The organism is Cohnella phaseoli (assembly GCF_003386235.1).
GTDB lineage: Bacteria > Bacillota > Bacilli > Paenibacillales > Paenibacillaceae > Cohnella > Cohnella phaseoli.
In genome coordinates this window covers 125,929-146,922 of record NZ_QRDZ01000009.1, presented here as the reverse complement: position 1 = coordinate 146,922, position 20,994 = coordinate 125,929, and the positions used below count along the sequence as shown (strand labels likewise).

The window sequence follows — 20,994 nt, the reverse complement described above, 5'->3', positions numbered from 1 at the left end:
CCTCCGGCTTGACGCAAAAGCTGCCGAGCGACTCGGCAGCTCTCTTATTCTTTGTGCTCTTCCGCAGTCTCTGCGACTTCCTCAACCGCATATTCGAAATCGTCGATATCGAACAGCTGTACGGGAACGGAATTGTGCACGACCTTGTCTTGAAACTCGATCTGATCGGTCAGAATCGGGCACTGCAGCTTATTCGCCATTAAAATAATTTCCGTCTCGATCGGATCGAACACTTCGCCGTACTGCATGTTCTCCGCCGCATTCACGATAATGAGCGAGACGTTGTCGTTGATCGGCAGCGGCGGACTTTCCCGCCATGGCGCCATCAACGCGCGCTCGATTTTCTTTTTATTAAACGAATCCTCGAAGTACGCAATCATCTCGCCGATCTTCGTCTTCACGTAAGCATCGTCGTCCGCTTCCGGCATGACCGGCTCCGGGCTGTCTTTCATATCATAGAGCTCCATAACCGAAGTGTACGGTATCCTGTACTCGACAGGACGCTTCGGCAAGAGCAATTGACCGTATATGGCGATCATGACGGCCTCGATGACAAAACGCCGACTCATCTTTGTATTTCCCTCCCACAACTCTAACCGCGCCTTGCGCATTGTTTTACATTATATCACAAGCCTAAACGGCTGTCGTCGTTCTTTGAATGGCGGCGCGGCTGCGTTATAATAATTCTTGAAGTTTTCCAAATTATTGCCGTTAAGGGGCTGTCGGGAATGTCGGAGTCTGCCTTCCTCCACTATATGCGGACCGAATCGGAGGAATTAGAGCAAACGTACAGTGAACGGATCGCGCAGGAAGGATATTTTTCCTTTTACCGGTTTATCGAGGATTTTCGCACAGAGCTGAAAGCGTACGGAGACGACAGGATCGCCACGATTGACCGCAAGCTGTCCCGAGCCCGCGAGCTTTTTCCCGAGCCGCAGCGGTTTAGTCCTTCCTGGAATGCCGTCTGGGACGAACTCGAGCTCATTTTCGTCATCAAAAACGATGTGCTGGCCGCCATCCCGCTTACCGGTCGCGACGGCGAATGGCAAATTCTGCTTGACAATCCGTATTCGCATCAGCAGGTCGTCTGCTATCCGGGCCTGAGCTTTCTTGAAGCGGCTTATCTATACGGCTACTTTCAGCGGGAGCTTAAGCCTAACGAAGTGCTTCGCCTCCAGAAAGTGTCGGACCTTCTGTCGGTCAACGGCAGTAAATCGGCTTCCCTGCTTCCGGAAGCGTAGGCAGACAACCACCCGTGCACTATCGCAAAAATAACAAGCGTCCTTCCAGATTCGAAGGACGCTTGTTTAATGCCGTTAAACGTTCGGCGCCGTACTGGCTCCGAGCGCACCGTCTCGGTAGAAGACGATTCTGGCCGGGTCATTGCGAAGCTTGACATTGGCAAGCTTCGCCTCATGCTCCGTCAGTTCCAGCGTCTCCCATTCCTCAAGTCTGCCTGCTGTCGTATCCTCCGGAGAGATTCCGGCTTGGGCCAACGCTTCCGCTGCAGCTGCTGCGGACGGCACGTTCTCCCAAGTTACGATTCCATAATAAGTAAGCTTATACCCGTTCGTTTGCCAGGCGGCCAACAGCGTTCCCGTGGCCGCGTGGCGATATGCGTAAGGCATCTTCTCAGCCTCCGCCCCATCAAAGGTAAGGATTGTCGTGCTTCGCCTTCAGCACGTTCCAACGCCGCTCGATCTCCGCTTCGAATTCTCGCAGCGTCTCCGCATACTCCGGTTTGTTCAGATGTCTTGTCTTGCCCATCATTTTGAGCCAGTCGGCGACGGGCACCCTTTTTCCCTTCTCCTCGGGGTTATAGGTAATCGTCGTAACGCCGCGCTCCACCTCGTAAAGCGGGAAAAAGCAGCTGTTCACCGCATGATCGATAATATCGGAGCCGTCCTTGTCGTCGGATAACCAGTTAAGCGGACACGTAATCAGGATTTTGCCGTACACAAGGCCGACGTTTTGCGCATACCACTGCGCCTTGGCCCCTTTGCGCACGAGGTCCTGGGGACTCGCCTCGCTGCCGGTGAAGACGTAAGGAATGTTGGTAGCGGCCATAATCTGCGCGGTATCCTTATGATGGAACACTTTACCGCCTTGGAACTTGCCGACGTTGGACGTCGACGTCCGGTGTCCCATCGGCGTCGAATACGAGAGCTGCGCTCCTGTGTTCATGTAGCCTTCGTTGTCGTATTCGAGAATGATCATCTTATGGTTGCGAAGCGCGGCGCCGATCGCCGGCCCCATGCCGATGTCCATTCCACCGTCGCCCGTAATCATCACAAAGGTAAAATCGTCCTTCAGCCCGTACTGATCCAGCTCTCCGCGGCGCTTGCGCTCATGGAACATCTCGACGACGCCGGACAGCGTAGCCGCGCCGTTCTGGAACAGATTGTGAATGTATGTCGCCTTATGCGCCGAATACGGATAGCCCGTCGTGACGACCATCGCGCAGCCGGTATGGAACAGGGCGACGATATCGCCTTCGATTCCTTTGAAGAACAGCTCGAGCCCCGAGAAAATGCCGCACCCCGGACAAGCTCCGTGTCCCGGAGCAATCCGTTTCGGCTTCTTCGTCAGCGAACGCAGCGGCGGAATCCGCACGTTGACTTTGCCCGTCTCCTCGTTCGGAGTTACGGTAATCAGTCCGGTTTTCAAATCCTCGTATTTCATCGGCTCCAACACGCGCTTAGGCGCTTTCGTAGGATCGCCGGGCGTTGCGCCATGATAGTCGAACGGCTTCTCCACATAGCCCTTGTTCATCGCGTCGATCGCGAACTGGAACAAAGCCAGACCGTCCTCGGCGTAGAAATCTTTGCCCCCAAGGCCGTAGATGCGACTGATGACAAGCGTGGACGAATTGCCGTACTGCTGAAGCGCGGCGCGCACCTCCATTACCATGTTGCCGCCGTGGCCCCCGTAAGAATCGGCACGATCGCCGACGGTGACGGCTTTGACGTGCTTCAGCGCCTCCGCGATTCTCTTCGCCGGGAACGGCCGAATAATGTTCGGAGAGATCGCCCCCGCCTTGATGCCGCGCCCGCGAAGCTGGTCGACGACATCCTTGATAATCTCGGCCGACGAATTGAGCAGGAAGACGGCGACATCGGCGTCCTCCATCCGATACAGCTCCAAAATCGGGTATTCCCGTCCGGTCAGCTCCGCATATTCCTGCTGAATGCGCTCAAACACTTCTTCGGCGCGATACATCGCCATGCTTTGTTGGTAACAGTTGTTGATGTAATCGGGCTCGTTCATATAAGGGCCCACCGTAATCGGATTGTCGCGATCCAGCACATGCTGGAACCCTTCCGGCGGATGCTCGCCGACGAACTTCTGCACGTCCTCGCGGTGAGTGAACGTCATTACTCTGCGCTTCTGATGACTGGTGAAATAGCCGTCCGAAGCGACGATGACCGGCAGGCGAACCTCCGGGTCCTCTGCGAGCTTAAGCGCGATGATATTCATATCGTACACGGCTTGCGGATCGCGGCATAGCACGATCGGCCAGCCCGTATTAAGCGCGAAGTACAAATCCGAATGATCCCCGTGAATGTCGAGCGGCCCCGAGACCGAACGGCATACGAGATTGAGCACCATCGGAAACCGCGTTCCCGACTGCACAGGCATTTGTTCGAGCATATAGAGGTAGCCATTCGCCGAAGTGGCGTTGAACACCCTTCCGCCCGCTGCCGAAGCCCCGTAGCATACCCCTGCAGAGCCGTGCTCTCCGTCTGCGGGAATAAGCACGATGTCGTGTTGGCCGTTTGCTTTCATCAAATCGAGAAATTGCGCGACTTCCGTTGAAGGAGAGATCGGAAAATAACCCATGATGTGATAGTTGATCTGGTGTGCGGCGTATGCGGCCATCTCGTTGCCTGATTCATAGACGATCCTTTGCTCTACGGTTCCTTGCTTCACCGCTTCTTGGCGAATATCGATCGACATTTCCAGACTCCACCTTTCCTATCGGGTTCTCGTTGAATGAAGAACATAGAGGCTTTATCTCTGAAAGTTCAAACCTCTTATATAGCCAAACTCTTATATAGCCAAATGGAACTTGTGCGCAACGCGGTGACCGTCCGCGTATCCGTCTTCCTCCAGTTCGGAAGAAAGCGCATCCGTCGGACAGGCTTGAACGCATTTCAAGCAGCCTTTGCAATACTGGTAGTCGATGCCCTGCAGAAACATTTGCGGGCGTCCCTTCTTGTCGGACTGTTCCTCCCAAACGAAGCAGAAATCGGGGCAGACGTTGTCGCACGCCGCGCAATGAATGCATTTGTCATCGGCGAAATGCGGCATTTTGCCTGCGCGGGAAATGCTCAAATCCTTCAAGATGCTGTTGCCCGGGTTCGTGATCAGGCCGCCAATCGGCTGCGTCTCGTAGCCGAGCACCGGCGTGTCCATGCGGACGAAGGTCGGCATTTCGTCTCCCTCCTCCAGACCGAACGTCTGAAAGCTCATTTCGTCGTAGCCGCGCTGAAAGGTGTTCAAAGCCGGCTGGACGGCGGCGGGATACTTTTTCTCAAGCGACTTGCGGATAACGCCCTTCATGAACTCGGCATCAAGAAATTCGCACAACCGGAACAGCCCGCCGAGCATGGCCATGTTGACGCGGTTGTTCTCCTCCATCGCGATGCCGGTGGCGTCCACGACCGCGATAATGCCGGCCTTGAGCTTCAACTGGCTCTTGAGCTGCTCCGGGGTCTTCTTGGAATTGACGAGTACGATGCTGTCTTCTTGCATTCCCGAAATGACGTTGATCGTCTTCGAGAGGTTCTCGTGGAACACTCCGATCACATGCGGCCGCTCTACAGGAGACGTGTCCCGGATGCGAGTGTTGATGTCGCAGAACCGGATGTGGGCCTTAACCGCCGAACCCTTCTTCTCCGAGCCGTAGGAGCTGAAGCTGACGCCGTTGAGTCCGACGCCCATCACCCCGGCTTCCGCGAGCATTTTGCCGGCCAGATTGGCGCCCAGCCCGCCGATCGATTCCAGTCGAATTTCAAAAAAACCGAGCTCATTAACCTTAGGCAGCGTCACCATGTTTTTCTGCAATCCCCTTTCGCTTGTGGTGAAGGAACATTCAGAAAATTTACAATATACAAACATTAATTATTTCGCCTTTAAAAGATGAATTCCTTCCTCTCGTGTGGAAATGCGCCAAATATAGCCAAACTTTATCTGAAATTTGTGCCGCGTCCCTTCCCCTCCCTTGCTTATTATATGTTCGCGATGTTACAGCCTTGCCCTATTGCTTGTTGCCGTCTTACAGTTCCTTCGAGCTTATGGTGGAGGCGGAGAATTGGCTCATTGATGTGAAAATGACGGGTAAGTGGCAGATTAGTTCGTGAGGCGGTCTTATTGGTGCGTTTGCGGTACGGAGATGGCGGATTAGTTCGTGAGGCGGTCTTATTGGTGCGTTTGCGGTACGAAGGTGGCGGTTAAGTTCGTGAGGCGGTCTTATTGGTGCGTTTGCGGCACGAAGGCGGCGGTTAAGTTCGTGAGGCGGTCTTATTGGTGCGATTGCGGTACGAAGATGGCAGATAAGTTCGTGAGGCGGTCTTATTGGTGCGGCCATAAACGAGAGCGGCGTTTTAGCCGCTCAATCGTCCCAACCGTTTAGTCAGCGTAGTCGTCCAGCTCTCGGATAGGGCGTCCACGGCAAGCAAGCGTCGGATGCCTTCCGCGTCGTCCCTATCCTGGTGCATAACCCGATTGGCTTCAGCTACAGTTATGCCGTGCGGGTGAGACTGCAGCAGCGCCAGTTCGTCGCTTGCATGTACCACTCCCGTCTCCAGCACGCGAAAATAAAAACCGGTAGCTCCGCTGTTCGTCACTAACAGAGGAAGCTCGTCCAAACCCCACCTCATGGCCAGCTTCCAGCAAGGCTGCCTGGGCTGGCTTACCTGCACGGTCGCAGAACCAATGCGATAAATATCGCCGACGCGCACGTCTCGTTCGCTCAATCGTTCAACCGTGAAATTTTCTCCGAACGCCCCATAATCGAGCCTATGTCCAAGCACCTTTTCCCAGTGGGGATAATGGTCGTAGCTATACACGCATATCGCTTTATCCGGTCCTCCGTGGTGCACCAGATCGGCTTGCTCGTCTCCTTCGAAGCCGAGCTTGGTCAGTTGCACCGCCTGTTCGACAGAGCTCTTGGCAATGCCGGATTTCGCCTCTTTGCCTTTATACATAGCAGCTTGAACCTTACCGATATTGAGCGCCAGCAGCGGATAATCCTGCGTAGTCACGGCGTTGCCCATGCACCAATTGCTCCCTTCTTCCCCCGCAAGCGACGACTGCTGAATAAGCACAAGCCGGATACGCCACGATAACTGATGTACCATTCATCTTTCTCACCCATTAAACGAAAGGCGGGAACAACATGTCCACCTCCAAACGTCGCCGAGAAAGCGTCTGGAAAAGCCGCAAGCAAAATCCCCAGCCTCACGGAAAAATTTCTTCGCTTCGCGAGCTGTCCGCCGAGACAGCCAACGAAGACAGGCCCGACTCGACGACCTGAACGCGTTCGCTTGTTTGTATTAGGCATTCAGCACTCTAACAGGACAGCTAAACAGCCCTAGCAAAGGCTGGATTGCTCTCCGCTTCAATGGTTGGCGGTCTCATGTATTCGACAGTCCCTTCCATCTTAGGAAGCATTTTTTTGCTTCTATGTTAGCCGCATCTTCTCCGCCGCCGTCAGGCGGCGGCCTCTCGCGGTCATAACCAGTCGCCCGTCCTGCATTCCCCAGATTTCGTCCGCGAACTTCTCTGCAAGCTCTACCCGGTGCAAGGCGGCGACGATCGTCGTCCCTTTCTCGCGGCACAGCTTCTTGAGCGTCGCCATCATCTCCTCGGACGTATGAGGGTCCAGACCGGAGACAGGTTCGTCGGCCAGTACAAGGCGGGCGCCGTGAACGAGCGCTCGGGCGATCGCGATCCGCTGTCGCTCTCCTCCGCTCATCCGCTCCACGATTTGCTTCGACCGTTCCATCAGGCCGACATGCTCAAGCATATCCATTGCGCCCATATAATCGTCGCTACGCACCATGCCGGTAATTCTTCGCCAGATCGGCGTTTGCTCGGACGCTCCTATCAGCACGTTTTTGAGCGCCGTCTTTTTTTCGTATAGAATCGGCTTCTGCTCCAAATAAGCGATTTGCCGCTTAAAGCGCATCTTCGCCAGAAAACCGGACTCCATCAAATCTTTCCCATCTATCTTATACTCCCCCGAGGTCCACACTTCTTTTAACGCAAGCGCTCTCAGCAATGCGGATTTCCCGCTGCCGCTCGAGCCGACGACGGCGATGAACTTTCCGGGCTCCAGCCTCGCGTCCACATCTTTAAGAATCGTTTTCCCGTCGGGTATTGTGCGAGTCAATCCAGAAATTACGATCATGGCTGTGTCCTATCCCTTCAATCTTGATAAATCTAGTGTAAAGTATAATCCCATCCCTTGCCATACGAACAAACGTTTGCTATAATAAAAACAGGAACAAAAGTTCTTATTCTGTTTTCTAAGGTGGGATAATGGATGGTGAAATGCGAACATCTCCGTTACTTGGAGCCTCAGAGAGGCGCCAGACCGTCTAGAGACTTGACCTTCAAATTTTACGACGACGGGAAGCTTGTCATCCTGGATAACGACACAGGCAACACGCTGAGCCCCCGCGAGCTCAGCGGGGGCAGCTACGATTTCTACGTCCGTCAACGCATTCGTCTAATAAAGCGCAACCTGGCAGAGAAAATTCTGAAACATGCATGAAGCAAAACGAAGACGCGGCTACCGCCCGCTTGATCAGGGCAGATTTTTATTGATTCCGTTTAAGCTGGGCGGAAAGCGCGTCATTCTTTTTACGTCTGGATCTTCCTTATGTTCCTTGACTCCCGATGGCTTCATAGGCCCGTTCGAGCTTCTGAACTGCTTCTTATCCATACAATTCACCCCCTGCCCATCGACTGTCCGATAGGGTTACTTTGTAGTTTTCCTCTTTTCACTCATTTACAAACCCGCCGTAGCGAGCCATAATGAGAAAAACGAATCAGGATTTAAGGAGAAACGCAGCATATGAACCAGCAAATTTTATTCGACCTTGACGATACGCTTGTCTATTGCAACAAATATTTTCATTCCATATTGGATCGCTTCGCCGACCGGATGGTTGATTGGTTCGGCTCCGCCGGCATCCGTAAGGAAGAGATCGCGGCCAAGCAGACGGAGATCGACATCGCCGGCGTTCATGTTCTTGGCTTTCAGAGCGAGCACTTCCCTCAATCGATGATCGACACCTACCGGCACTTCCAGCTCGTTACCGGACGATCCGGCTCCTCTCTCGAAGAGGATCTGCTATGGAAGCTTGGCAACAGCGTTTACGATCTGGAAATCGAGCCTTATCCGATGATGGAGGAAACGTTGGAATCGTTGGCTACGGAAGGCCACGAGCTTCATCTGTATACCGGCGGAGATGCCTCGATCCAGTTGCGCAAAATCGAAAGCATGCGGCTGGAGCGCTACTTCGACAATCGGATCTACATTCGCCAACATAAGAACACGGATGCGCTGGAACAGATTTTGTCCGGAGGCATCTTCGACCGCAATCATACGTGGATGATCGGCAACTCGGTTAGAACGGACGTGCTGCCCGCCCTTCACTGCGGCATCAACGCCGTGTACTTGAAGCAAGAAGCCGAATGGGCCTACAACGTCATTCCGATCGACGCCAAGCCTCGCGGAGCGTTGCTCACCCTTACGCAGTTGACGCAGGTTCCGCCGGCGATCCATCAATATTTGGACGCTAATCTGATGGAGGAGTCGGGTTAAGCCGCTCCTCTCGCAACAATAACGGGGCTGTTCCCAAAGGTCGCATAACGACTGGAGGAACAGCCCCGTTTTATCTTTAACCCCTTACCTAATGGCACCGCTCTCTTCACCCAATCCGCTGAGTTTGTCGAAAATTTTGCGAACGCCGACCGACCAGAGCGGGTCTTCGGCATAAGTGCGATTGAACCATTCGAACGGGTCGTAACCTTCGGGACGGCTCTCGCCCAGCTTCACGAGAAGTCTGGCCGCGATGCCCGCGGAGTTGGCGATGTCCGTATTGAACTCCATCCAGCTATGCCCGACGTTAAACGGATTGTTCGCGATCTTCGCCGCCTGCTTGGCCGACTTCGGCACAAAGCCCTGCTCTTGGCCCGTGATGGCGAACAGCAGATGAGGATGCAGATCGTACTCGCGCGCAGTGTCCATAATCGCCTCAAAATAAGGCGCCTCGGCAAGCAGAGAATCCCGTCCGTTCAAGTAGGCGATAAGCGCCTGTTTATCGATCTCCGCATACCTTAGCGCCTTCGGCATTCCAACGTCCGGAGCGGACGCCTGAGACGCTGCCGGCGCAGGAGGCGCGGCGCTCGTAGATTCTTCTATAGATGCGGAACGCTCCCCGCTAAGCGCGATCCACGCGGTCGCACTGCCAAGGGCAACGACCGACGCCAGAACGATGGCGGGGGCAGGCTTCGCCAAACTCCGTACCGCGGCCCAGGTCGCTCCCCGCCAGCCATTGCGGCCCGAAACCAGCTCCTCCGGCAGTTGGACACCTGCCAACGGTTCAGCCGCTGCAAGGAGCGGTGAAGGCCCTCTGTGCCTCTCCAGTCGGGAAGCAAGCTGCTCCGGGCTCCATCTCCGCTGCGTCCGTTCGTTCGCCCATTCCAACAGCGGTTCCAGCAGACGTTCCGTCAAGCGCTCGTCTCCCTGGCCAATTTCCGCAATTAGATCAAGCACGTCTTCCGGGTGAATATCGCGTTTTTCCCCTACCAGGTAACGCGTAATCAATTGATCGATCATTCGTAGTTTAAGCTCGTCCGGCACATTCGGCATCCTCTGCGCGAGCGCCCTGCGAATCGCGTCGGCGACGATCTCGGCTCGGCGTCCGTCCGGAAGCGGAGCGTACTTGGTCTGCACGTATCTGCGAATCGTATGTATGTCCATAGGCGACAGCAATGCCGCGCTTTCCATCACAAACTCCCCCCGCCCCGATTCGATGCCAGTCAGTCACAAGTGTAACATAGAGGAAAGATTTGGGGGAAGCCCTGTCTTCCGTACCATTCTCAAGCGAAATCCGGCCCGGCATTCGACGCCAATCGCGAACAATCGCCGTTACTCGCCCCCGCCAGACGCTGCTTTGGCAATTGTCTGCCGGACCTCCTCGGTGCGGATAAAAGCATTAATTTGCTCCTGCTCCCACTCGGTCAGCTGATATTCGCAATCGCAGCCCTCGTCCTGAGTCACCAGTTGGATCGGATGTCCGTTATGGGTACATACCGCGATAATTTGGAAGTCGGTCACATCCTCCGGCAGCGGCGTATCGCCTGCCGTCTCCGGACGCAAAGCCACATCGACCCACTGCCCATCCCTGCGCTCCGCCTGATATTGAAAGCCTGTAAACCTCAACTCCGACCACATTTCGTCTCCATACCGAATCATTCGGCCGTTCCTCCTCCGTTCATCCGTGAAAAAGAGGCCGTCCCGCAGCGCGGGAACGACCTCTATAAGATAACCGATATCCGTCATGGGAGCAACGTGTCGCCCATTAAGAACTTGTCGACTTCGCGCGCCGCTTCTCGGCCCTCGTTGATCGCCCAGACGATCAAACTCTGTCCGCGCCTCATATCGCCTGCCGCAAACACTTTATTCACATTCGTCGTATATTTGCCATAACGGGCCTTAACGTTCGAGCGGCGATCCGTCTCCAAGCCGAGCTGATCGATCAACGTGCTTTCCGGACCTTCGAAGCCGACCGCGACGAGCACGAGATCCGCAGGCCAGACTTTCTCAGTTCCGGGAATTTCCTCGTAGATTTTACGGCCTTGCTCGTCCACATAGCGGCGGATTTGCACAGTGTGCAGCTCTTTGACGTTGCCCTGCTCGTCGCCGACGAATTTCTTCGTCAGAACGGAAAAGGCACGGGGATCTTCGCCGTACAGAGCTTTCGCTTCCTCATGCGCGTAATCCAGCGTATACACGTTTGGATACTCCGGCCACGGGTTATTCATCTCGTCGCGTTGCTGCGGCGCCTTCGCATGCGTTCCGAATTGCGTAATGCTGGAGCACCCGTGACGCAGCGCCGTAGCGACACAGTCCGTCCCCGTATCTCCGCCGCCGATTACGATCACGTTCTTGTCTTTGCCGGAAATGTACGTGCCGTCCTGCAAGCCGTTGTCCAGATAGCTTTTGATCGTGCTGTTCAAATAGTCCATTGCCTGATGGATGCCCTTCAGCCCGTGCCCTTCCACGTTGCCGATCGGACGCGCCTTAGTCGCGCCGCCGCATAGCACAACCGCATCGTATTGCTCCAGCAGCTCCGCAGAGGAAATGTCTTTGCCGATCTCCGTATTTACGACGAATTGAATGCCTTCGGCAGCCAGCAGGTCGACACGCCGCTGCACGATATGCTTCTCCAGCTTCATCGTCGGAATCCCGTAGGTCAGTAGCCCGCCGGGACGGTCCGCGCGTTCGTATACGGTGACGGCATGGCCGGCCCTATTCAGCTGAGCGGCGGCGGCAAGTCCCGCCGGACCCGAGCCGACGACGGCGACTTTCTTGCCGGTGCGCGTCTTCGGCGGCTGCGGTACGACCCAACCTTCCTCGAACGCTTTATCGATAATCGCCTGCTCAATCGTCTTGATCGTAACCGGCTCGCCAATCAAACCGACCGTACAAGAACCTTCGCACGGCGCCGGACATACGCGGCCCGTAAACTCGGGGAAATTATTCGTCTTCGACAAACGCTCGTAAGCTTCCCTCCACAGGCCTCTGTAGACAAGGCTGTTCCATTCGGGAATCAGATTATTGATCGGGCAGCCCGATACGCTGCCTGCCAATTCGATGCCTGTATGGCAGTAAGGAGTTCCGCAATCCATGCAGCGCGCGCCTTGCGTGCTGAGCTGCTCCTCGGAGAGCATCCGGTGAAATTCATTCCAGTCTTGGATGCGAGCCAGCGGATCTCGGTCGCCCGGCAGCTCGCGCTTATATTCCATAAATCCCGTAGGTGTCGACATCGTGCAAAACCTCCATATCCGTCGGTATCTTTGTGAGTTCGTCCCCTTGCATCATTTGTATGCCGATGATAGATCATCCTAACAAATGAGGCTTATCCTCACAATGGATTATCCGTCGCATTGTTTGCACTTATTTGCTGCCGACCCGCTCATAGACGCAGTAGGCGTGCGGAATCGCGTTCCGCTCGTCTATAACGCCCTCCTCCCGCGACACCAGCCGCCATTCCTCTCGGTCGTATTCGGGAAAATAGGCATCCCCGTCAAAGGGCTGAGCAAGCTCCGTCAGCAGAAGCCGATCGGCGTTGGCCAAAGTCGCCGCGTAAATCTCCGCCCCTCCGATAACCATTAGCTCCTGGTCTCGATAGGCCTCCGCCGCCTCGTCGATCGTCCGCATGAGCACACAGCCTGCCGGAGCTACCTCCAGCGTCCGCGACAAAATAACGTTCTCGCGATCCTTCAGCGGGCGTCCCAGCGATTCGAACGTCTTGCGACCCATCAGCACAGGCTTGCCAAGCGTATTTCGCTTAAAATAGCTCAAATCTGCGGGAAGCCGCCAAGGCAGCTCGTTGTTTCGCCCAATCACTCCATTCGAAGCGACAGCGGCGATTAAGGTGACAGTCATAGCCAACATCCTTTGTATAATTGATCCAAACAGGCCTGTCTATACGGCTACAGGCGCTTTAATTCCGGGGTGATGCTCATAGCCCGCAAATTCGAAATCCTCATAGACGTAATCGAAAATCGAATCCGGCTTGCGCAAAATGTTCAGCTTCGGCAGCGGCAGCGGCTCCCTGCTTAACTGCAGCTTGACTTGCTCCAAATGGTTGCTGTAAATATGAACGTCTCCGCCGGACCAGACAAACTCACCGACTTCCAAATCGCACTGTTGTGCAATCATATGAGTCAGCAGCGCATACGACGCGATATTGAACGGAAGCCCGAGGAACGTATCGACCGAGCGCATCGTCAGCATGCAGCTCAGCTTGCCCTCGGCAACGTAAAATTGAAATACGAAATGGCAGGGCGGCAGCTTCATCTGATCGATGACGGCCACGTTCCAAGCGCTAACCAAATGACGGCGAGAGTCGGGATTTCTTTTGATGGCATCCACTACCTGCTGGATCTGGTCGATCGTTCGACCGTCCGGCGTCTCCCAGGCGCGCCATTGCGAGCCGTAGACAGGTCCGAGATCGCCGTTCTCGTCGGCCCATTCGTCCCAGATGCGGACTCCGTTTTCTTTCAGATAACGAACGTTCGTTTCGCCTTTCAGAAACCACAGCAGCTCGTGAACGACCGATTTCAGATGAATGCGTTTTGTAGTCACAAGGGGAAATCCTTCGGACAAATCAAAGCGAAGCTGACGACCGAAAACGGACAGCGTTCCGGTTCCGGTGCGGTCCTCCTTCTTCGCGCCATGATCCAGCACATCCTGCAGCAAATCCAAATAATTACGCAACGAATACACACCTCGACACCGAATTTTTGTTGTTAAGGAGGAGCAACGAAATTTAGAGATACTTAAACTCGTCGTAGTCTAAAATTGTACCACTCGTCCCTGCGGCTGTCACTCCGCGTTGCCTTGCATGCACAAGTCGCTTATAGCGTGGCGCTCAAGTTTTACGTCATTCCGTTGCGGAAAACCGCTGCGAGCGACGCTTCTTGCGCTGCTCGTAGCGCTCTGGAGCACTGTCGTGCAGCCTGCGCTCGGCTTCGTTCTCGGGGACGACAGCAGGCACCGGCGTCGGCTTGCCGTCGTCTCCGAGCGCGACAAACGTCGAGAACGCAGTGCATGTGACTCGGCGTTCTCCGGTGAACAGATTTTCCGCCCGCACGACGACGTACACCTCCATCGAGCTGCGATTCGTCCAGGTGATGAACGCTTCCAGTTCCACGGCCTCGCCCATGCGAATCGGCGCCAGAAAATCCAAGCTGTCCGATGAAGCCGTCACAACCGTCTTCCCGCAATGGCGCATAGCGGCGATCGCGGATATTTTATCGATATATTTCATCAATGTGCCGCCAAACATCGTGCCGTGATGATTCGTATCCGTCGGGAATACAAGCTCCGTCATGACCGATCTGGATCTTCCGACCGGTCTGGCCGTTTCCTCATTCATCTCGTTCGCCTCCTCACTATGCCTTATTTTACGCCGAAGCCGCGGGTTAAACAATCAGCGCCTTCGCTTTTGCCCAAAGGGCGGTTCGGCGAATAGCGCTGATTGTTTTTATTTGGTCGTACCGCGTTTTTTGCAGCCTTTTATCCTGAAAATGTCGAAAGCAACGCTGGCCAGATTTGCATATGCTGGCCGCAGGAAGGACAGTTTGCCTCTCCGGCCAAATACGGCAAATCGCGAGCGAGCCCATGTTCGCCGATTGCCGCTGCGTGCTTCGCTAACGTCTTCTGTTCCGCATCCGCAAATTTGGCCGTCGGTACGACTTCATAAGCCTCTTGCTCCTCCTCGAACACGGGGTCCTCGGCAAACGCCTGAATACGCCCACCTTCCCCATTCGGCCACAAATACACATCCTGCTCGCAGGCTGGACATACGGCAACGTACTCATCCCCTGACGAGAATGTCATCAGCATATTCGCCACCGGATGCGATCCCCGATAGGCTGCGTCGGCCAGAAGAATGTAGCGCTTCTCCGACTCGTCAACGGGCGCATCGGCGGCATGGGCGCGCACGTCTTCTCCTAAAGACGCCATCTCCCGTATCGCTTCAATATACGAGCCGTAGATGTCTGAGCAGACCGGCGCTCCCACTTGTTCGGCGAGCCCCGCCCAAGCCGCGGGGAATGGCGCCGCTTCACTCCGATCACGACTCGCTTCGATGACGCCGCATGTAACAAACAGATCGCGCCGGACTTCCGGATCGGTCGTCGAACGAGCCATCTGCGTCAAATAAGGAACGGCCGCATAAGTGACCGTATAAATTGTATTTTGATGAAACAAATATTCCTGAAAAAGCTCATCGGCTATTTCTTGATCGTACTCTCCCATCAACTGCTGCAGCAGCGCCGGCACTTTCTCTCCGGTACCATACGGTCCCGTCAATTTTCCCCACGCATCGCTAGTCCACTCAAGCAAAGCAGACGCCTCCCCGGCTCCCATAGTTAACTTATTCCATTGCGGATCAAGTGTACCATGCGACAAATAAGGATAAGAAGCGTCTACGTTCCTATTCCCGCAACTCCCGCAGAACTATCCGATCCCGGTTACGCCCGTCCGCCTGCCGTTAAGCCCCACACCTCTTCCACCGATACGATCGCCCTCGACCGCTTCTGAATCTGCTCGCCGCTCATGCACAGAGGCGGATAGACGGAGAATGCTTGATCCCCCCGCACTCGCTCCAGCTCTTCCTTCCAGCCCGGCCAGCGAAACGTTTCGTAAAACAAGTCCAGATCGCCGCTGCATGCCCACTCTAGAAAATCCGAGTACGGAACCCCGAAGCGCTCCCATTTCAGCGTGTCAGGCGCAAAATAGTAAACATCGCCATGACCGCCGTCAAACGCCCCGAAGTTTAAAGCGAAAAAGCCGCCCATCACATCGTCCGCGACTAGCAATGCTCCGTCCAGTCTACGTTCCGTCAGCTCCAATGTCCCCTCGTTCCATTCCGTTAAGCGGCGCGGCAGTCGGGGGCTGCCTGAACCGAGGATACGCAGCCATCCGTGCTGCACAAGAATACCGCCCGTATATTGCGCTACCGCCCCCAGAGTGGATCGCAAGGAGAGCTTCAGCCTTGCAATCTCCTCTTCGCCCTTGCTTCCTTCCACAGGAAGCAGTTCAACCGCATTGACCGCTTTCGCCGCCCAAGTCTGAATCATGCGCCATGTCGATTGCTCCTGCCTATCTTCTTGACGGTCCGTCATGCTTTCCCCTCCTTATAAAGCGCTGCTCTGGATCGAAAAAAAACAAAACACGGCCTACCTGCACTGTCAAGCAGCGCAGAATAAGCCGTGCATCGCTAACTACTAACTTAAGCTTTAGGCGCAAGCGTGTGGATCGGGTGACCCATAGCCAGCTCGGCTGTATCCATCGTGATTTCGCCCAAAGTCGGGTGAGCATGGATCGTTAGCGCAATATCTTCGATCGTTGCGCCCATCTCGATCGCAAGACCCAGCTCGGCGATCATGTTGGAAGCTTCGACGCCCGCGATTTGCGCGCCGAGCACCAGACCCGTATCGGCATCGTGAACGAGCTTCATGAAGCCGTCCGCGCCGCCCAACGTTACTGCACGGCCGTTACCGCCGAACGGGAACTTGCTGGATTTCGCGTTGATGCCTTTGTCTTTCGCTTCCTTCTCCGTGTAGCCGACGCTTGCGCATTCGGGATCGGAGAACGCCACGGCTGGAATGCACTTATAGTCCACCTTCGAAGGCAGGCCAGCGATCGCTTCCGCAGCTACCTTCGCTTCGTAGGAGGCTTTGTGCGCCAAAGCCGCGCCCGGCACGATGTCGCCGATAGCGTAAATGTGCGGAATGTTCGTACGGCATTGCTCGTCCACTTCGATCAGTCCGCGCTCTCCAACCTTCACGCCGATCAGGTCGAGGCCAAGCTCGCCGTCGGTGTTCGGACGACGGCCAACAGTTACGAGCAGGTAATCTGCCGTTACCGTCTTCTGTTCGCCGCCGACTTCGTACGTTACCGTAACTTCCTTGTCGGTCTGCTCCGCGCCTTTAGCAAGCGCGCCGTTCACGATCTCGACGCCGGATTTCTTCAGCTTCTTAACGACCAGTTGGCTCATATCCTTGTCGAAGCCCGGAAGAATTGTATCCGCGCCCTCAAGCACCGTTACCTTCGTGCCGAACTTGGCGTACATTTGGCCGAGTTCGATGCCGATGTAGCCGCCGCCGATAACAACAAGGCTCTTCGGCAGCTCAGGCAGGGACAGCGCTTCTGTCGAAGACAGAATGCGTCCGCCGAACGGGAACGGCTTCAGCTCGATCGGACGGGACCCCGTCGCGATAATGCAGTTTTTGAAACGGTAGCGCGGCGCTTCCTGATCGTTGAACAGACGGGCTTCGTTCTCGTTGATGAACATAACCTCGCCTTGGAACATTTGCACCTTGTTCGCCTTCAGCAGCATTTCTACGCCGCTCGTCATTTTGTTAACGACCGAGTTTTTGTAGTCCTGCACTTTGCCGAAGTCAACGTTGATGTTATCTGCAGACAGACCGTAGTCCGCCGCATGCTGCATCGACTCGTAGTGGTGCGCGGAGTTAATCAGCGCTTTGGACGGGATACAGCCGACGTTCAGACAGACGCCGCCGAACTTGGCTTTGTCCGCAATAATTACCTTCTGTCCCAGTTGAGCCGCGCGGATCGCCGCGACGTATCCGCCGGGGCCCGCACCGATAACGAGCAAATCAATATCGAGAGAAGCGTCTCCTACGACCATGTCTTATACCTCCATAACAAGCAGTTCAGGATCGTTAAGCAGCTGCTTGATGTAATTTAAGAAGTTTTGCGCCGTGGCGCCGTCGATGATGCGGTGATCGAAGCTGAGAGACAGTGCCATAACCGGAGCCGCAACGATTTCTCCGTTTTTGACGACGGCTTTCTCGGAGATGCGTCCCGTACCGAGAATCGCAACTTCCGGGAAGTTGATCACCGGCGTGAAGAACATGCCTCCGGCGGAGCCGATGTTCGTAATTGAAATCGTGCTGCCCTTCAGCTCGGCTGCGCTCAGTTTGCCGTCGCGGCCGCGAGCGGCCAGATCGCGGATTTCGTTGGCGATCGACCAAATGTTCTTGCGATCGGCGTCGAACACGACCGGAACGATCAAACCGTTGTCCGTATCCGTCGCAATGCCGATGTTGTAGTACTTCTTGTATACAATTTCGTTGGCCGCTTCGTCGATCATCGCGTTCATTGCCGGGAATTCGCGGCATGCGGCGACGAGCGCCTTCACGATAAACGGCAGGTACGTCAGCTTGACGCCCTTCTTCTCGGCGACCGGCTTCGCTTTGGAGCGCAGCGCCACAAGTGCGGACACGTCTATCTCATCCATCAGCGTAACGTGAGGCGCCGTGTAGACCGACTTGACCATCGCGTTGGCGATCGCCTTGCGGATGCCTTTGAACGGTACGCGCTCTTCGACGCCCGGACCGCTGACCGCCGCTGCCGCTTTCGGAGCAGCCGCCGCTGCCGGAGCTTCGGAAGCTTCCGCCGCCTCGGAGGCCGCAGCTTTCGGCGCGCCGCCGGAAGCGTAAGCAACTACGTCTTCGCGAGTAATGCGACCGTTCTTGCCGCTGCCTGCGATCTCTGCAATTGCAACGCCCTTCTCGCGCGCCAGCTTGCGTACGCTAGGCGTCGCCAGCACAAGCGCATTGCTTGCCGCCGGCTTCGCTTCAGCAGCAGCCGGGGCCGCTCCAGCAGCTTCCGCCGCAGGCTGTTGCGCCGGTTCGCCCTTCGTATCCGCGCCGCCGGTGGCGCTGTTGTCGCCGGCAGGCTGAGCGTGGCTGTCTGCAGCCGGAACTTGGTCAGGCACGTCGCCTTCCGCTTCGATGACGGCGACCAGTTCGCCGATATGCATAACTTGTCCGTCTTTGGCCAGCACTTCGAGCACTTTGCCGTTAACCGGACACGGCACTTCTACGACCGCTTTATCGTTCTGTACTTCCATAATAATGTCTTCGTCCGTTACCGTCTGTCCCGGCGCGATGAGCACTTTGACGATTTCGCCTTCGTGCATCCCTTCGCCGAGTTCCGGGAATCGATATTCGAATCTCGTCACCTGGAACCCTCCTTTTTCCGATTTAGAACTGCAGCACTTGATTAACGGTCTTCACGATGCGTGCCGGAGTCGGCAGCCACGCGTCTTCGATCTGCGCGTACGGATACACCGTATCCGGACCTGCGCAGCGAAGCACCGGAGCCTCCAGGTGCAGAATCGCTTTTTCGTTAATTTGCGCGATAATTTCCGCAGCCGCTCCGGAAGTTTTCTGAGCTTCCTGCACGACGATCGCACGATTCGTCTTCTGAATGGAAGCGACGATCGTGTCGATGTCCAGCGGCATCAGCGTGCGCAGGTCGATTACCTCTGCGGATACGCCGTTCTTCTCCAGCTCTTCGGCCGCTTTGACCGCAGTATGCACCATCAAGCCGTAAGCGATAATCGTCACGTCTTTGCCTTCGCGAACGACGTTCGCTTTGCCGATTGGCACTGTGTACTCGCCTTCCGGCACTTCGGCGCGGAACGCGCGGTACAAGTTAAGATGCTCCATGAAAAAGACCGGATCGTTATCGCGAATGGCCGAGATGAGCAGACCTTTCGCATCGTATGGATTGGAAGGCACGATCACTTTGATGCCCGGCGTCTGGATGGCGAGACCCTCCAGCGAATCCGTGTGCAGCTCGGCCGCCTTGACGCCGCCGCCGAACGGCGTACGGAATACGATTGGAGCATGATAGCGTCCGCCCGAACGGTAACGCATGCGGGCGGCTTGCACGAACATCTGGTCAAGCGCTTCATAGATGAAGCCTACGAATTGAATTTCTGCGATCGGGCGGAAGCCTTGCGTTCCCAGACCTACCGCAAGGCCGCCGATGGCGGACTCGGCCAGCGGCGTATCGAATACGCGCTGTTCGCCGAATTCTTTTTGCAGCCCTTCCGTCGCGCGGAATACGCCGCCGACGTGGCCGACGTCTTCCCCGAACACAAGCACGCTTGGATCGCGCGCAAGCTCTACCCGCATCGCATCGCGGATCGCGTCAATCATTGTCATTTGCGCCATGCTGTTTACTCCCCCGTCATTCAGTTTGCGACCGCAGCCGGCCGCTCTTAGTAGTTGCGATTATTGGAAATCCGCCTTTTGCTCTTCCAAGTGTGGCGGAGTATGTTCGAACATCGAATCGATCAAGCCGGAGATCGACATTTTTTCAGTCTGTTCCGCTTTTTTGATATGCTCGTTAACGGCAGCTTTCGCTTCTTCCTTCACGCGAGCCGTGTCCTCTTCCGTCCACAGCCCTTTCTTCGCCAGGAACTTGCCGAAGCGAACGATCGGATCCTTCTGGTTCCATTCCTGCTCTTCGTCTTTCGTACGGTACTTCGTCGCATCGTCCGCCATCGAGTGAGGACGGAAACGGTAGGTCAGACCTTCGATCAACGTCGCGCCACCGCCATTGCGTCCGATTTCGGCCGCTTCTTGCACGGCAGAGATGACAGCCAATACGTCCATGCCGTCGACTTGCACGCCGCGGATACCTGCGGCCAGCGCTTTATGCGCGATCGATTGAGCGCCCGTCTGTTTCTCGTACGGAGTCGTAATCGCGTAGCCGTTGTTTTGCACGAAATAGATAACCGGCAGCTTAAAGGATCCTGCGAAGTTCAAGCCTTCGTAGAAATCGCCTTCAGAGGAACCGCCGTCCCCGGTATACGTAATGGCAACGCGCTTCTCGCCTTTCAGCTTAAAGCCCATGCCGATGCCCGTCGCATGCAGGATCTGAGCGCCGATAATAATCTGCGGCATCAGAACGTTAACGCCTTCCGGAATTTGCCCGCCGTGCTGATGACCGCGGGAGTACAGGAACGCTTGATAAAGCGGGAGTCCGTGCCACACTAGCTGCGGCATATCGCGATAACCCGGGCAGACGAAATCTTCTTTCGTAAGCGCGTATTCGCTGCCGACCATTGTCGCTTCCTGTCCGGATACCGGAGCGTAGAAACCGAGACGGCCCTGACGTCCCAGGTTGACTGCGCGGTCGTCCCAAGTGCGCGTGAACACCATGCGATACATCACTTCTTTTAATTGCTCGTCCGACAGCTTCGGCATGTACTCCGGATTAATTACTTCTCCTTCCGGTGACAGTACCTGCAACGGCTTTACATCTTCGGACTTGACTACGTGCGGTTGAGCGCCGGTTTTGACCTCCGGAGCTTCCGTGGATACTTTGCTCATTAAGGTTCACCTCATCTTTGATTGTGG

22 protein-coding genes are annotated in these 20,994 nt (G+C 55.6%); 4 read left to right on the top strand and 18 right to left on the bottom strand.

The genetic code is table 11. The features are described 5' to 3' along the window. Positions 1-44: 44 nt before the first annotated feature. On the bottom strand, positions 45-569 hold the full coding sequence (locus DFP98_RS13560) for an ADP-heptose synthase (RefSeq protein WP_116061133.1): 525 nt from the start codon (positions 567-569) through the stop codon (positions 45-47). Between the two features lie 159 nt (positions 570-728). Here DFP98_RS13560 and DFP98_RS13555 point away from each other — a divergent pair, with 159 nt between their 5' ends. Continuing rightward, positions 729-1,241, top strand: coding sequence for a hypothetical protein (locus DFP98_RS13555; protein WP_246016522.1), 513 nt, complete (start codon positions 729-731; stop codon positions 1,239-1,241). Between the two features lie 75 nt (positions 1,242-1,316). Here the strand turns inward: DFP98_RS13555 and DFP98_RS13550 are convergent, their stop codons facing one another. The 4 genes from DFP98_RS13550 to DFP98_RS13535 all read right to left on the bottom strand — a co-directional run bounded on the left by DFP98_RS13550 (position 1,317) and on the right by DFP98_RS13535 (position 6,278). Continuing rightward, positions 1,317-1,628: a hypothetical protein gene (locus DFP98_RS13550; RefSeq protein WP_116061132.1), complete on the bottom strand. Its 312-nt coding sequence runs from the start codon at positions 1,626-1,628 to the stop codon at positions 1,317-1,319. 19 nt (positions 1,629-1,647) lie between these two features. Continuing rightward, on the bottom strand, positions 1,648-3,957 hold the full coding sequence (locus DFP98_RS13545) for a thiamine pyrophosphate-dependent enzyme (protein WP_116061131.1): 2,310 nt from the start codon (positions 3,955-3,957) through the stop codon (positions 1,648-1,650). A 93-nt stretch (positions 3,958-4,050) separates the two neighbouring features. Further along, on the bottom strand, positions 4,051-5,055 hold the full coding sequence (locus tag DFP98_RS13540; protein ID WP_116061130.1) for a 2-oxoacid:acceptor oxidoreductase family protein: 1,005 nt from the start codon (positions 5,053-5,055) through the stop codon (positions 4,051-4,053). Positions 5,056-5,606: 551 nt separating this feature from the next. Continuing rightward, positions 5,607-6,278 (bottom strand): MOSC domain-containing protein, encoded by a 672-nt coding sequence (locus DFP98_RS13535; RefSeq protein WP_116061129.1) that lies wholly within the window; start codon positions 6,276-6,278, stop codon positions 5,607-5,609. Positions 6,279-6,400: 122 nt separating this feature from the next. Between DFP98_RS13535 and DFP98_RS39050 the strand changes: the two genes are divergently transcribed. Then, positions 6,401-6,538 carry a DUF6254 family protein gene (locus tag DFP98_RS39050; protein WP_181917670.1) on the top strand — a complete coding sequence of 46 codons (138 nt, stop codon included), beginning with the start codon at positions 6,401-6,403 and terminating at the stop codon, positions 6,536-6,538. 147 nt (positions 6,539-6,685) lie between these two features. Here DFP98_RS39050 and DFP98_RS13530 read toward each other — a convergent pair whose 3' ends face one another. Beyond that, the gene (locus DFP98_RS13530; RefSeq protein WP_116061128.1) at positions 6,686-7,414 is read right to left on the bottom strand and encodes a phosphonate ABC transporter ATP-binding protein; all 729 of its coding nucleotides are present in this window, start codon (positions 7,412-7,414) and stop codon (positions 6,686-6,688) included. Positions 7,415-7,549: 135 nt separating this feature from the next. Here DFP98_RS13530 and DFP98_RS13525 point away from each other — a divergent pair, with 135 nt between their 5' ends. Both DFP98_RS13525 and DFP98_RS13520 read left to right on the top strand, forming a co-directional pair. Then, positions 7,550-7,780 carry a hypothetical protein gene (locus DFP98_RS13525; protein ID WP_116061127.1) on the top strand — a complete coding sequence of 77 codons (231 nt, stop codon included), beginning with the start codon at positions 7,550-7,552 and terminating at the stop codon, positions 7,778-7,780. 303 nt (positions 7,781-8,083) lie between these two features. Beyond that, positions 8,084-8,836, top strand: a complete 753-nt coding sequence (locus tag DFP98_RS13520) for an HAD family hydrolase (protein ID WP_116061126.1) — start codon at positions 8,084-8,086, stop codon at positions 8,834-8,836. A gap of 84 nt (positions 8,837-8,920) precedes the next feature. Here the strand turns inward: DFP98_RS13520 and DFP98_RS13515 are convergent, their stop codons facing one another. The 12 genes from DFP98_RS13515 to pdhA form a co-directional block, all read right to left on the bottom strand. Continuing rightward, positions 8,921-10,024: a hypothetical protein gene (locus DFP98_RS13515; protein ID WP_116061125.1), complete on the bottom strand. Its 1,104-nt coding sequence runs from the start codon at positions 10,022-10,024 to the stop codon at positions 8,921-8,923. Between the two features lie 141 nt (positions 10,025-10,165). Beyond that, a complete protein-coding gene (locus DFP98_RS13510; protein ID WP_116061124.1) occupies positions 10,166-10,492 on the bottom strand; it encodes a hypothetical protein in 327 nt (108 codons plus the stop codon). 83 nt (positions 10,493-10,575) lie between these two features. Continuing rightward, positions 10,576-12,066: a glutamate synthase subunit beta gene (locus DFP98_RS13505; RefSeq protein WP_116061123.1), complete on the bottom strand. Its 1,491-nt coding sequence runs from the start codon at positions 12,064-12,066 to the stop codon at positions 10,576-10,578. 130 nt (positions 12,067-12,196) lie between these two features. Further along, a complete protein-coding gene (locus DFP98_RS13500) occupies positions 12,197-12,688 on the bottom strand; it encodes a dihydrofolate reductase (protein WP_116061122.1) in 492 nt (163 codons plus the stop codon). A 39-nt stretch (positions 12,689-12,727) separates the two neighbouring features. Then, positions 12,728-13,522, bottom strand: coding sequence for a thymidylate synthase (gene thyA / locus DFP98_RS13495; RefSeq protein ID WP_116061121.1), 795 nt, complete (start codon positions 13,520-13,522; stop codon positions 12,728-12,730). Positions 13,523-13,688: 166 nt separating this feature from the next. Beyond that, positions 13,689-14,183 (bottom strand): acyl-CoA thioesterase, encoded by a 495-nt coding sequence (locus DFP98_RS13490; RefSeq protein WP_116061120.1) that lies wholly within the window; start codon positions 14,181-14,183, stop codon positions 13,689-13,691. A gap of 140 nt (positions 14,184-14,323) precedes the next feature. Next, entirely contained in the window at positions 14,324-15,154 is an 831-nt protein-coding gene (locus DFP98_RS13485) for a hypothetical protein (RefSeq protein ID WP_116061119.1), read from the bottom strand. A 128-nt stretch (positions 15,155-15,282) separates the two neighbouring features. Beyond that, positions 15,283-15,936, bottom strand: coding sequence for a DUF2625 family protein (locus DFP98_RS13480; RefSeq protein WP_116061118.1), 654 nt, complete (start codon positions 15,934-15,936; stop codon positions 15,283-15,285). 107 nt (positions 15,937-16,043) lie between these two features. Beyond that, complete coding sequence (lpdA, locus tag DFP98_RS13475) at positions 16,044-17,465, bottom strand: dihydrolipoyl dehydrogenase (protein WP_116061117.1); 1,422 nt, start codon at positions 17,463-17,465, stop codon at positions 16,044-16,046. 3 nt (positions 17,466-17,468) lie between these two features. Then, entirely contained in the window at positions 17,469-18,803 is a 1,335-nt protein-coding gene (locus tag DFP98_RS13470; protein ID WP_116061116.1) for a dihydrolipoamide acetyltransferase family protein, read from the bottom strand. Positions 18,804-18,825: 22 nt separating this feature from the next. Beyond that, positions 18,826-19,803, bottom strand: coding sequence for an alpha-ketoacid dehydrogenase subunit beta (locus DFP98_RS13465; protein WP_116061115.1), 978 nt, complete (start codon positions 19,801-19,803; stop codon positions 18,826-18,828). Positions 19,804-19,863: 60 nt separating this feature from the next. After that, positions 19,864-20,967, bottom strand: a complete 1,104-nt coding sequence (gene pdhA / locus DFP98_RS13460) for a pyruvate dehydrogenase (acetyl-transferring) E1 component subunit alpha (RefSeq protein WP_116061114.1) — start codon at positions 20,965-20,967, stop codon at positions 19,864-19,866. Positions 20,968-20,994 lie beyond the last annotated feature (27 nt).